Source organism: Clostridioides sp. GD02377 (genome assembly GCF_045899875.1).
GTDB lineage: Bacteria > Bacillota > Clostridia > Peptostreptococcales > Peptostreptococcaceae > Clostridioides > Clostridioides difficile_A.
On the sequence record NZ_JBJODA010000019.1, the window covers coordinates 73,819 to 87,836 of the forward strand.

12 protein-coding genes and 1 riboswitch are annotated in these 14,018 nt (G+C 29.4%); of the genes, 1 reads left to right on the forward strand and 11 read right to left on the reverse strand.

Annotated features, from left to right (window positions below; translation table 11 throughout):
- Nucleotides 1-22 precede the first annotated feature (22 nt).
- From pilO to purR, 9 genes are all read right to left on the reverse strand, one after another.
- Nucleotides 23-931: a type 4a pilus biogenesis protein PilO gene (pilO, locus tag Q3304_RS16400; protein ID WP_054271945.1), complete on the reverse strand. Its 909-nt coding sequence runs from the start codon at nt 929-931 to the stop codon at nt 23-25.
- The gene (locus Q3304_RS16405) at nt 924-2,636 is read right to left on the reverse strand and encodes a PilN domain-containing protein (RefSeq protein WP_407814574.1); all 1,713 of its coding nucleotides are present in this window, start codon (nt 2,634-2,636) and stop codon (nt 924-926) included. Before Q3304_RS16405 ends, pilO begins: the two co-directional genes overlap by 8 nt.
- Nucleotides 2,637-2,650: 14 nt before the next feature.
- Entirely contained in the window at nt 2,651-3,859 is a 1,209-nt protein-coding gene (locus Q3304_RS16410) for a type II secretion system F family protein (protein ID WP_054271947.1), read from the reverse strand.
- Between the two features lie 11 nt (nt 3,860-3,870).
- Nucleotides 3,871-5,547 carry a GspE/PulE family protein gene (locus Q3304_RS16415; protein ID WP_054271948.1) on the reverse strand — a complete coding sequence of 559 codons (1,677 nt, stop codon included), beginning with the start codon at nt 5,545-5,547 and terminating at the stop codon, nt 3,871-3,873.
- 156 nt (nt 5,548-5,703) lie between these two features.
- Entirely contained in the window at nt 5,704-6,216 is a 513-nt protein-coding gene (locus Q3304_RS16420; protein ID WP_407814575.1) for a type II secretion system protein, read from the reverse strand.
- Between the two features lie 159 nt (nt 6,217-6,375).
- A riboswitch (cyclic di-GMP riboswitch) is annotated at nt 6,376-6,461 on the reverse strand.
- An 832-nt stretch (nt 6,462-7,293) separates the two neighbouring features.
- Nucleotides 7,294-8,244: a ribose-phosphate pyrophosphokinase gene (locus tag Q3304_RS16425; protein WP_054271950.1), complete on the reverse strand. Its 951-nt coding sequence runs from the start codon at nt 8,242-8,244 to the stop codon at nt 7,294-7,296.
- A 93-nt stretch (nt 8,245-8,337) separates the two neighbouring features.
- On the reverse strand, nt 8,338-9,717 hold the full coding sequence (gene glmU / locus Q3304_RS16430; protein WP_407814576.1) for a bifunctional UDP-N-acetylglucosamine diphosphorylase/glucosamine-1-phosphate N-acetyltransferase GlmU: 1,380 nt from the start codon (nt 9,715-9,717) through the stop codon (nt 8,338-8,340).
- A 211-nt stretch (nt 9,718-9,928) separates the two neighbouring features.
- The gene (gene spoVG, locus Q3304_RS16435; protein WP_003421453.1) at nt 9,929-10,207 is read right to left on the reverse strand and encodes a septation regulator SpoVG; all 279 of its coding nucleotides are present in this window, start codon (nt 10,205-10,207) and stop codon (nt 9,929-9,931) included.
- A gap of 155 nt (nt 10,208-10,362) precedes the next feature.
- A complete protein-coding gene (gene purR, locus Q3304_RS16440) occupies nt 10,363-11,244 on the reverse strand; it encodes a pur operon repressor (protein ID WP_054271952.1) in 882 nt (293 codons plus the stop codon).
- Between the two features lie 218 nt (nt 11,245-11,462).
- Here purR and murC point away from each other — a divergent pair, with 218 nt between their 5' ends.
- Nucleotides 11,463-12,815 (forward strand): UDP-N-acetylmuramate--L-alanine ligase, encoded by a 1,353-nt coding sequence (gene murC / locus Q3304_RS16445; protein WP_407814577.1) that lies wholly within the window; start codon nt 11,463-11,465, stop codon nt 12,813-12,815.
- A gap of 56 nt (nt 12,816-12,871) precedes the next feature.
- Here murC and Q3304_RS16450 read toward each other — a convergent pair whose 3' ends face one another.
- Both Q3304_RS16450 and Q3304_RS16455 read right to left on the reverse strand, forming a co-directional pair.
- The gene (locus Q3304_RS16450) at nt 12,872-13,669 is read right to left on the reverse strand and encodes a hypothetical protein (RefSeq protein WP_074180078.1); all 798 of its coding nucleotides are present in this window, start codon (nt 13,667-13,669) and stop codon (nt 12,872-12,874) included.
- 69 nt (nt 13,670-13,738) lie between these two features.
- Nucleotides 13,739-14,018, reverse strand: a 280-nt coding sequence (locus Q3304_RS16455; protein WP_407814578.1) for a cation diffusion facilitator family transporter, incomplete at its 5' end; no start/stop codon positions are given.

The window sequence follows — 14,018 nt, forward strand, 5'->3', positions numbered from 1 at the left end:
TATCTTTAAAGCCCATTTAGCTTTATTTTGCACTAGACTTAAATGGATTATATTTTCCTGGTCTCCATGAAGATGGATTATCTGTATCAAGTATCATAGTAGTATTATCCTTAGTGTACATTATAAATTTGAATGTAGCATCCACTACACCTTCTGCTTCTGGAGCTACAACTTCTTTTTGTATTTCTTTCTCTGTAGCTGCTCTAAGTACACAAGTATTACATAGATAACTAGTAGACCTATCTAAAAGCTTATCATTTTTTAGAATTTCTCCTTCTTTTATCAATGGACAATCATTATATAAGTGCCATCTATCTTCGCCTTCTACCCAATATATTTTTGTATCTTTATTTATGTTCACATTTTTAATTAAATCCTTACTAGTTGTCGTTTCTTTTTCTTCTTTTTCTGGCTCTATATATGAAGTCATTGTATAATCTAATATCTGAGTAACATTTTTTTGTTCTTCTAAGTAAGCCATTAATTTCTTGACGTTTCTATAATCACCTCTAACACTTATTGTTGTTGATATACCATAAAAATGTTCATATTCTCTAACGTTTCCAACATCGTAACTAGTTAAGTCTATATTGTATGCTTTCATTTTTTTGTCTAGACCTATTAAAAAAAGACCGTCTTGCATATCATATAAAAGGTTTTTACTTTTTTCTTTAAGTTCACTTTCAATTTCCTTAAGTTGTTTTTCATATTTTGGCATAAGAGCTGTTTTCTCTTTATACGTATTTAATTTTTCTGTAGATTGTTTTACAGAATTTTTTGTAGCAACATATTTTTGGTATTGAGGATAAAGCCCAAAGTAGCCATATGATAAAATAGCTAATAAAATTATGACTTTTATAAGAATTCCTTTTAGAGTAACCTCCACTTTGAATATGTCTTTTATATCTTTTTTAAATATATCTTTATTCATTAGTTAATACACCTTCTTTCAGGTATAATGTCATGTTAAATGTATAATTAGAATCTTCTTCATTATTTTTTATGCTATGTAATTTAACATCCTTAAAATAATACAATCCCTTTAGTTTATATAAAAATTGACCTACATAAGAAGAATCTTTAGCATTTCCTTCTATGTTTATGATATTTGGTATCTTGTCATATAATGGTGTCTTATCATCCTTCTCTGTATCTGTATCATTAGTTTCACTATCCCCAGTTAATGCTTCTGATATATTTGTAGTCTTCTCTTCACTTAAATCACTACTAGTTTTATTTCCATCACTATTGCTTTTTGTGTTTGATTTTGTTTCATTATTACTTGATTTATTTGTAGTAGCTTTATCATTATTTGAGTTTTCAGTTTTATTAGTAGTTCCAAGATTTTGGTAAGTAGTTGATAAACTTGTTAGCTCAACTCTACTTGGAGTATTTTTATCTATATCATCCAATAAATTTTCCCACTTCACCTTTTTCCCAATTAACATATCATATACTTTTATTTCTTCAGTTTTGCTTTGTATCATCTTTTCTATATTTCCAATCTGATAATATGCAGATTCAATACTTCTTATTTCATCATTAACATTTTCAAGCTCTTTATTAGCTAAGCTATTTGAAAAAATCAAACATAAATATGGAATAGCAAGAACTAAAATAACTATTGGTGCTATTTTTAGTATGTTTTTCACTTGCTTGGCTTTCATCTGTTTTTTGAGTATATCCATTGGTAAAAAATTTATATTTTCAAAATCCTTTTTACCTTTAGGTTCTATCATACTTCCTAGAAGCTCTACAATTGAATTTATATCATCTTCGTCTATATCTCCAGTTATCATATCAGATATATCCATTATTTCAGTAAGACCTTGAGAAACATAATTTGAAAATGCAGAACTAAAAGCCTCATAAATCAATTTATTTGAATATCTTTTTCCTAATATTAATATGGTATCTGTAACCTTACCAAAGTTTCTTGACGAATAGTAATTCATAAGACCTTTTGATTCTTCTACTACATTTAATAATTGCATTTCCATATCTTTTGCAGTTATTCTTATCGGTATATTATCACTAATAAATAAAGTATCTTTCTTATATATATTTATAATTGTACTATTGTCACTTATGTTAGTTACCATTATATCGTTGTAATCCAAATTTTTAAGAATTCTTAAATAAGCTGTTGATAATGTGTCTATTCTATCCAATATTAAATCGAACTCATGCATTATCTCTACAATTGCATTTATTTCTTCCTTTTTTATAGCTCCAATGATAAGATTTAGACTTGACTCCTCACCAGTTGAACTATCTGATGTTTCACTAGATACTTCATATGAAAACACATATTCATCTGATTCCAAAGCCATCATCTCATCCATTTCTAGCTTCATAAATCCATCTAAATCCTTTTTATCCATCTTAGGGAGTTTTTGGGGTTTTAGAATTACATCTCTTGTATTTAAACAAAAAACTACATGTCTTGATTTTAACTTAATATTTTCTAATGCGTATCTCAATAGAGCATACTTTTCCTTAGAAAAATCTTGTGCAATATCCTCTATTGAAAACGCATTAAAATTTTTTATATAAAACTTATCTTTATCATGTTTATATCTGCCCTCAACTATGGAAATAGAATCGCCATAATATGATACATAAACCTTGTTCATTTGTCCTTTCCCTCCTACATAGCATCATATATACTAAGCATTGGCATAAATATTGATACAACCAGTACCGCAACTATAATACCAACTGCAATTATTAAAACAGGTTCTATCATTGATGCCATCCTATTTAAATAAATTTCGGATTCATACTCATAGAATTCGGCCATCTGTCTGCTTATATTCTCTAACTCCCCTGTCTGCTCTCCTATAGCTATCATCTGCACTAATACAGAATCAAAATAGGTATATCTCTCTAAGTTTTCTGCTAAGCCCTCACCTCTTGTTATTCCATCTTTAGCTGATGACAAAATCTTTTCTGCCATGGTATTATTTACACTATCTATAATATAATCAAGTCCCTGAACTAATGGGTACCCTGTTGATACAAATAGATACAATGCTCTTGAAAAACGTGTAGCCACCATACAGTTTATTCCTTTTCCTAAAATAGGTATCTTATTTATGACTCTATCTTTATGTGCTCTACCAATTGGTGTTTTTAAATATTTCTTAAATTGGTAAATGGACAGTATAATAGCTAGAAGTACTATTATCCAAAACTTCTTCATAAACATACCAAACCCCATAACAATTCTTGTTATAAGGGGAAGGGTTGCACCTACTGTTGTAATTGAATTAACCATCTTAGGCACCATAAATGCTGTAAATATAAAAATCATTATAAATGAAGAAATTAAAACTATTAATGGATATGTTGCTGCATTTCTAAGCTTTTGCTTAATTCTATGTTCACTTGAGTAAAATGAAGCCATACTTTTTAGTACTTCATCTAATTTACCTGTGGCCTCACCCGTAGCTACCATAGCCCCAAGTAATTTTGGAAACTTTGATTTTGATGAAAGCATTGAATCTGCAATAGTAGAACCTATTTTTATTTCTGCCACTATACGATTAATTTCTTCTCTCAAGGTAACATTAGTTGACCTTCTGGCTAATGTTTCTAGGCCTGAAATACTATTTATACCCGAAGATACTATAATAGCAAACTGTCTACAAAAGTGGCTTATCTGGTCAGCTCCTAAGTCTTTTTTTCTCTTTCTACTAAAGACACTTATATTTTTACTTTTACTTTCTTTAATTTCGAGAACTCTAAGATTTCTTTTTCTAAGTAGATTTCTAGCTTCATTAAAATCATTAGCTTCAATCACATCAGTTTGCTTTTTTCCATCCTCTTTTATCACTGTATACTTAAAACTTTTCATAATATCATCCTTTAATCAGTCATCAAAATTATTCTAATCATTTCTTCTACTGTTGTCTTTCCATTTAAAACCTTTTTAACTATATCCTCTTTTAGACTAATCATACCTTGTTGTCTAGCTACCTTTAAAATTTCTCTTTGATTGGCAGATGAATCTATTAACTCTTTTATTTCTGGTGTTATTTCAAGCATTTCAAATATACCTAGACGCCCCTTATATCCTGTATTATTGCATCTTTCACATCCTTCTCCTTTATAAATAGTTACTGATTCATTTATATCAATACCAAGAGCCTTTTTTTCTCCGATATCTGCTTCATATGAAACCCTACAATGCTCACAAATTTTTCTTGTAAGTCTTTGAGATATTACCCCTAAAACAGATGAAGTTATCAAAAAACTTTCTACATCCATATCTAAAAGACGAGAAATTGCTCCAACTGCTGTATTTGCATGTAATGTGCTTAAAACTAAATGTCCTGTAAGAGAAGCTCTTATTGCTATTTCCGCAGTTTCAGTATCCCTTATCTCCCCAACCATTATTATATCTGGGTCTTGACGCATAAAAGCTCTAAGTCCACTGGCAAAGGTAAGACCTGCTTTTTCATTTATTTGAGATTGATTTACGCCAGGTAGTTCATACTCTATAGGGTCTTCTATAGTTAGGAGGTTCCTATTTTCTGTATTTAATTGATTTAACATTGAATATAATGTAGTTGTCTTTCCACTTCCAGTAGGACCAACTACCAATATAAGCCCATAAGGAGTGTTTATCAACTCGTCATATATCTTAGAGCCATGTTCATCTATTCCTAGTACTTCTTTACTAACCATAAAATTACTCTTATCAAGAACCCTCATGGCTATTTTTTCATCCCTATTAGTTGGCATTGTAGAAACCCTAAAATCTATAGGTTTGTTATCTACTTTTAAATATATTCTGCCATCTTGTGGGATTCTCTTTTCAGATATATTTATATCTGACATTATTTTGATACGACTTACTACTGCTTTGTATGGTGCTGAGTTCATTCTCATATATTCCCTTAGCATACCATCTATTCTAAATCTAACACGCATGTAATTTTCGCTTTGTTCTATATGTATATCACTTGCTTCCATTCTCACAGCATTTTCTAGTATGTTATTTACTAATCTTACTATTGGAGCTGCGTTTACATCTTCTTCAAGTATTACTGTTTCTCTTACTCCACCAGTTCTATTCTTGTTGTACTCAGTCATTGCCTTATTTATTTCTGAATGAGCATAAGCATGACCTATTGCTTTGTTTATATCTTCTGCACTCGATATAAATATTTCTACATCTTTCCCTGACATACGTCTTACATCTTGAACTGCTTCTCTATCTTGTGGGTCTGACATGGCTAGACATATCTTGTCTCCATCGATTTTGAATGGAAATATTGCATATCTTTTGCATATATTTTCTGGAACCATTTTTGTAGCTAATGTATCTATTTCTGTTCCTTCTAAAAATACACTTTCTATATCCAAAAGTTCTTTTAATACACTTATTAATAAGTTACTATCTATAAGACCTTCTTGTACTAGAAATTCTCCTAGTCTTTTTCCACTGTTTTTTTGCTCTGATAATGCCCATTTAAGCTGGTCTTCTGTTATGTATCCTTTTTCAACCAGTTTGTCTCCTATTCTAACTTTTTTAGCCACAGATTTCACTCCTTTACTATCTCAATTATATCATCATTTGTGATTGGATATAAAAGAAAATAGTATAAAAAGACAGGAAGATTTTTCTTCCTGTCCTCTAGTTTAAAAAATTTCAAATTAGACTTGCAATAATATATTTATAATTCAATTGTTTTACTATAAGTTAGTATTATCAATAAGAACTAAATAGATTATTTTATCTTCTATTTCATTTTCACTCAATTTCTCTGTAAGATTTGAGTTTGTATATATTTTATTTACACCTATATCACTTTTAAGTTTATCTAATTGAGCCTTTGTTAATGTTGGTTTTTCATCACTTGTTCCCTCAGGATCGCTAGCCCCTTTGCTATTACCTATTTTTAGAGCTAATTTAGTCCCTGTTGAAAAAAGTTCATAATCTCCACCTATATCTGCTTTTGTTGGAACTGTTTCCATATATTCTGCTAAATCATCTTTTATATCTTTAGGAACTTTATTCTTATCTGAATAATAAGACAATGCTGCACTCTTAACTGAACTATAATCAGACTCAACACTTGCTACCTTAGCCTTATTTATATTACTAAATAAAGCTGGAACTGCTACTACTGCTAATATACCTATAATTGCAATTACTACCAATAATTCCACCAAAGTGAAACCTTTTTTATTCTTTCTTAACTTCATTTTTATTCCCCCTCAATTTTTTTAATTAATACTTACTTATAATATACCTGGTTAAAATCTAAGTAAAGTTATTTACACGTACTAACCAGATTTATTTCTAGCATATAACCATCTTAAAACAAAAAATGCTATGAAAATAAAAGTATCCATAAATAAATACAATTCCATAGCCGGTTGCACCACTAACTCCATATGTCCCAAGGTGCCCACATCACAGAACATATATCAGCGTTTCTATTTTTATTAAATTCAGGGTAATGCATAATTATATATACATATCCACTTATATTATATAATAGTTACCAAATTTTATCAACTAAGTTTATATTATTTATATATACCAATTTTTTACATATTGAAACACAACTTCTAGAGATATTTATACTATACAAAAAAAGAAACATCTCCCTACAATTATCATATATCGTAAGGAGATATTTATAAATTATCATTTAGTTTTATCATCGTCATTTCCATCCTTTGCTAATATTTATTTGAAAGCTAGAAGCTATTACAATATAGTATTTTATTAAAATCATCTATTATAAACATTCTATCTCTTTTAATTATGATTCAGCCACAATCACTATATAAATGAAATTCTTCATTTACAGATATGCTTATTGTGCAAAATTACTTTCTTTACAGTAACTTTATATAATCCAGAACCCTCTCACAAACATTAAAGATATAGAATAGATACTATTTTCAATTCTTATAAATAAACTTTCAATAGATTTTTTTATTCCTTATAGATTGTGACTGAATCATTTAATTATTAAGGGCTCATCTTCTGACCTTCCCATTGGAAACACCTCTTTCTTTATTTATATTTACATAATACTACATAATCTGAAATTTTTCAATACTTTTTCTAAATATTTTTTATATTCGTAATATTCATAATTTTATTTACTTTTTACACTTATTTTTACTTAAATACACCAAAGTTTCAAACTATAATCCTTTTCTAAAATTACACATACACATCTAAAATATTCCTATAAATTAAAATAACAAAAAAGAGTTGTCCAAAAGTTTTATATCCTTTTAAACAACTCTTATAAATCTAATAAATTAGAATAATTTACTTACTGATTCGTTAGAGAATATCATTCTTATAGCATCACCAAATAAAGGAGCTACAGTTTTTATCTTTATCTTATCAATTCTTTTCTCTTCAGGAAGTTGTATAGTATCAAGAACTATTAACTCACTTATCTCTGAATTAGAAATTCTTTCAATAGCTGGTCCTGATAATACACCATGAGTACAACAAGCATAAACATCTTTTGCACCAAATTCTTTAAGTGCATTTGCTGCATTAACTATTGTTCCTGCTGTATCTATCATGTCATCTAATAGTATAACATTTTTACCTTTAACGTCACCTATTAAGTTCATAACTTCACATACATTAGCTTTTGGTCTTCTCTTATCTATTATAGCTATTGGCACTTCTCCATTTAAAGTATTAGCAAATTTTCTTGATCTAGTAACACTTCCTAAGTCAGGAGATACTACTACTAAATCTTCTATTTTCTTTTCATTGAAGTAATCTGCTAATATTGTTCCACCTAATAAGTGGTCTAGTGGTATATCAAAGTATCCTTGTATTTGAGCTGCATGTAAATCCATTGTTAATACTCTGTCTGCTCCAGCAGCAGTTATTAAGTTTGCAACTAATTTAGCAGTGATTGGATCTCTTGCCTTAGCTTTTCTGTCTTGTCTTGCATATCCATAGTAAGGAATAACTGCTGTTATTCTTCCTGCTGATGCTCTCTTTAATGCATCAATTAAGATTAATAACTCCATTAAGTTATCATTTACTGGACTGTTAGTAGATTGTACTACAAACACATCACAACCTCTTACTGTCTCATTCATGTTTACACATATTTCACCATCACTGAATGTACCTACTTCACAGTCTAGCACTGATACACCTATATAGTCAGCTATCTTCTGCGCTAACTCTTTCGATGAATTACCTGCAATAATTTTAATCTCGCTTCCGCTAGTATTCATTTATGTAACCCTCCTGAAAATTTTAAAATCCTAGTGAATATAATTTATAATAATTTCGAGCTAAATTTATTAGCCAAAATAATAAACTAATGATTACTTACCTTCTGTATCTTTTTGATTCTTCTTTTCTACCCAGCCTTCTTTAATAACTTGTCTTTCTCTAGCTATTGCCAAAGCTCCATCTGGAACATCGTGTGTTATTGTTGAACCAGTTGCTATATATCCTTTTTCTTCTACAACTACTGGTGCAACTAGGTTAGAATTTGAACCTATAAATGCATTATCTTTTACTATTGATTTAAATTTATTTTTACCATCATAGTTTACAAAGACTACTCCACATCCAATGTTTACATTTTTACCAACATGTGCGTCTCCTATGTAAGAAAGATGAGATGCCTTTGAACCATCTTCTATAACAGCATTTTTTACTTCAACAAAATCGCCTATTTTTACGTTGTTTCCTAAGTTACTCTTTGGTCTTAGATATGCATATGGACCAATAGTAGTATTTTCTCCAACTTTACTATCAATTATAGTTGAATTTTTTACTTCTGTACCATCACCTATTTCTGAATTTGTTATAGATGAATTTGTCCCAATTATACAATCTGAACCTATCTTTGTTTTCCCTTGTAACATAACTCCTGGATATATTATAGTATCATTACCTATCTCAACATCAGATTCTATATAGGTAGAGTTAGTGTTTATTATAGTCACTCCATTTACCATATGAGATTCATTTATTCTTCTTCTCATAATCTCTTCTGCTTTTGATAATTCTACTCTTGAATTAACACCCATAAGCTCTTCAATAGTTGAACCTGCAAACGCACCAACTTTAAGACCTTTATCTCTCATTATTTTAGCAGTATCAGTTAAATAATATTCGCCTTGTGCATTGTTATTATTTAACAAATCTAATGCTTCTCTAAGACTCTTACCATTGAAACAATAAATTCCAGAGTTTATCTCACTTATCATTTTTTCTTCTGAATTTGCATCTTTTTGTTCCACTATTCTGAGAAGGTCACCCTTCTTATCTCTTATTATTCTACCATAACCTGTTGGATTTCCAACTCTTGTTGTAAGAACTGTGGCATGATATTTATTTTCTATATGATATTCAAATAATTTTTTTAGTGTCTCTTCCTTTATAAGTGGAGTATCTCCACAAAGTACAACTATTATATCTTCATCATTAATATATTCTTTAGCCATCTTTACAGCATGTCCTGTTCCAAGCTGTTCTGTTTGCATAGCTATTATAGTTTCTTCTGCTAGTTTTTCTTTTACTACCTCAGCTTCATGTCCCAAAATCACAACAGTATCTTTTACACCAGATTTTTTTGAAACATCTATAATATGGTTGACCATTTCTTTTCCACACACTTTATGAATAACTTTTGGGTATTTAGACTTCATTCTTGTTCCTTTGCCTGCGGCAAGGATTATAGCTTTAAAGTTCATTGATACACTCCATTCAATCAATTTAATTTTATTCGTATTATTCTCTCAATCAATATACATTATAATACATTTATTTGACAATTTGTATACAACATATACATTATCACTAATAATATAGCACTTTTTTACTAAAAAGTACATATTTTAATACAAATTCTCCATTTAAAAAGAGCCTAAATGTTCGGGCTCTCTCCATTTTATATATTTATTATTATTCAGCAGCTACTTCCCATTGAACTAATGCTTCATGATAAGCTTGTAAAACTGCATCTTCTAAAACTTGTCTCATTTCTGCATTTATTGGATGAGCTATATCTCTGAAATTTCCTTCGCCTACTTTTCTGCTAGGCATTGCTATAAATAGGCCATTATGGCCTTCTATAACTTTTATATCATGTACTACAAACAAATTATCGAAAGTTATTGAAACTATACATTTCATCTTACCTTCTTCTGTTAATTTTCTTACTCTTACGTCAGTTATCTTCATACCAAAATATCCCCCTTTGATTTTGACAGAAATTAATTTATATTAAAATTATTATCGCTGGAATAAATTAATATAAACTGTTTTTTAAGTAATTCTATGAGCAACTAGGGATATCCTCTTTTTATTTTTACATATTTTTCTAAATATTTTTTTTATTAATCTTCATCTATCTCAAATTCAAATTCTGAATCTTCTTCCTCATCTAAATCTTCATTTCTATATTCATCTTTAAAAGTCTTTAAGTTTGGCTCTACTACTATTTTATCTCCATCGACATCCAACTGAATTAATGAGATATAATCTTTTACCATCTTTTCTGAAGGGTTTGTTGTAGATATGAATACTCCAGTACCTATAACTTCTGCACCAAATTCATTCATAAGGTCTACCATTCCTTTTATAGTACCTCCACCCCTCATGAAATCATCTATAATTATAACCTTACTGTCTGGCTTAAGGGCTTTTCTTGGCAAACTCATACTCTCAACCTTAGAGCTTCTATTACCACTCACATATGTCATACTAAGAGTAGGACCTTCTGATACTTTTATATCTTTTCTTATTATTACTAGAGGCAAATTCATAGCTTTAGCAGTCATAAGTGCCATAGGTATACCTTTTGTCTCCATTGTTACAACATAATCTGCATCTACATAATCAATATTTGAGGCAAATATCTTTCCTATTTTAGCAGCTATTGTAGGGTCATAAATTAAATCAATCAAGTATAAAAAACCACCAGATAATATTCTAGACTTGTCGCATATTTTCTCACATAATTCCATTAAGAACTCCGCATTTTCTGCTATAGAAGTTTTAGGTATATATTTTACTCCTCCTGCTGCTCCTGAGATAGTTATAACTTTACCTAAATGAAGTTTTTCAAATACATTCTTTACAACTAATAAATCTTCACTTATTGTTGATTTTGCTGCATTAAATTGATTTGTAAAATAACTTAATGTATATATTTTATTTGGATTGTCAGATAGTATTTTAACTATCGCTCCAATTCTCTCTGTTCGTTTAAATTTCATTGCTATTTCCTCCTACAAGTACCTTTATATAACGTTAAACTAACTAATGCATAACAATTCTTATTGTGGTATAATATTACTTATGTTTTATTATATTCAAAAATAAAATACATATAATATTATATGCATATTAATTATAAAATATTGAACATTATATTATTATACCACAAAAATAGTTCATATTGTAGGACTTAATTAAAAAGAAAGGTGGTTTTATTATGAATATACACTTTATAGGAATTGGCGGTATCAGCATGAGTGCATTAGCTGAAATATGTATCAATAAAGGTTACCAAGTTTCAGGTTCGGATTCAAACGAATCATACCTATTAGACAAACTTAGAGACCAAGGGGCAACTATCTATATCGGTCAGAAAAAAGAGAACATATCAGATAATGTAAATATGGTTGTTTATACAGCAGCAGTTCATCCAGACAATGAAGAACTTATAGCTGCTAAAGAAAAAAATAAATTAGTAATGAACAGGGCTACTTTTTTAGGCCAAATCATGAGGGAATATAAGAACTCTATAGCAGTTTCTGGAACACATGGAAAGACTTCTACAACATCTATGTTATCTACAATCTTTGAATATGCAGATTTAGACCCAACTATACTAGTTGGTGGTAACTTAAGTATGATAGGTGGTAATGTTAAGATAGGTAATTCTGACCACTTTATAACTGAAGCATGTGAATATGTAGATAGCTTCCTTAATTTTAACCCTAAAATATCTATAGTCTTAAATGTTGAGGAAGACCATCTTGATTATTTCTCTGGTATAGATGAAATCAAGGCTTCTTTTAACAAATTTGGTAAGCTATTACCTCCAGATGGCTATTTCATAATAAATGGTGATGATGAGAATGTTGATGACATATTGTACGATGTTAAGGCTACTATTATAAAATACGGTAGAGACTCTGATAATGATGCTGTAATAAAAGATATTCACTTTGACAATGGTGGTCATGGAATATTTAAAATAGAATATCAAGGAAGAGACCTAGGAGAATTTGAACTTTCTGTATATGGTCTTCATAATATATACAACGCATCTTCTGCTATAATGGCAGCTCTTGTTTCTGGTATTGATTTAGAGACTATAAGAAAAAATATAAAGATTTATAAAGGCGTAGGAAGAAGATTTGAGACTAAAGGATATTATAAAAATGCTTTAGTAATAGATGATTATGCACATCATCCAACTGAATTAAAAGCTACTTTAGCTGCTGCTAAAAAATTAAAAAAATCCACTTTATGGTGTATCTTCCAGCCACATACTTATACTAGAACAAAATCTCTTTTAAGTGAATTCTCAGAAGCATTCTATGCAGCTGATAAAGTTATAATAACAGATATATATGCTGCTAGAGAAAATGACCCAGGAGACATACATTCTAAAGACTTAGTTGAAAAGTTATATCAAAACAATGTAGATGCTATCTACATAAAAGAATTTGAAGATATAGTAAAATATTTACGTGAAAATGTTAATGATAATGATTTAGTAATAACTGCTGGTGCTGGTCCAATTTATAAAGTTGCAGACTTGTTGGTTGAAAAATAATATATAAAAAGCAATTTAGGCTATCAAATATCTCATTTGATAGCCTTCTTAAAATCTTATTTCTTTCCAATTTCAAATATCTCGTTTTTAAGGTAATCAAACAAACTTGTATGAACCTCATAGTAAGATACAGTTTTTTTAGAAGTGACTTTCACATAATCTTTTCCCATTGTTTCAACTTTTACAGCAAAATCATCACCTTTTATGTCTATAGTAAAGTTATATTCACTTCTTTCCTTACTTTTCTCAGGCTGAACTTTTCCTACAACCCTCTTTGAAATCATCTTATGTGCTAAATCATCGAACTTCCATCTATGAACTTTTTTAATTTCTTTTCCATGAGATATAGTCACTTCTTTCCAATCTTTATAGTGACTTAAGAGGTCAAATGAAGTATATATACTTTCATCTAAAAGCTTCTTAAAAGCACTCTTAGAATCAACTGGAACTTTATAATACTCTTCTTTGTTTACAGTATATACTCTAAAAAAGTTAAGGTCTGTAGAAAACTTAACACCATCATCAGAATAACCTTCGTAAACTGCTTCATAAGAAGATGTGGTATTTCTTACTTTCTTAAAATCTGAGAAAAAGAACTTTATCTCATCCCACATATCTTCTTCGATTTTTATGTTTTCTATATTCTTATCTGATATATAAATCTTCTTCTTCTCTTTTATTTGAGTCATTAAAGACCGAGTATCTTCTTCTTCTCTTTCTACTTTTTTTGGAACTTCACTTTTATCCTTTTCCATATTCAATCCTATTTTGAAGGATATAAAGTATATTATAAAGAAAACAACCACTCCTATTAATATCGCAGCTTTTTTCTTTAGTTTTCTTTTCTTACTCATTTAACCACCCCTAGAGTTTATAATCATAAAACAATTATATAACTTTTTACACTTTTTTTTAAGGTTTAATTATTTATTACACTTATTTCCTTGACAATTAGTACATGGTTCAACGTGAACCGTTATACCTTTTACAAATTCCATGTGTTTTATTATATGTTTTTCAAGTTTAGTAGCAATGTCATGACCTTGCTTAACTGTCAAGTTTTCATCAACACATATAGTCAAATCCACATATGCCATAGCTCCATGTTTTCTAGTCTTTATATCCCCTAGATTCTTAACGCCTTCTGTATCTGCTACAATATAGTTTAATTCTTTTATTTCTTCTTCATCAACTGAAACATCC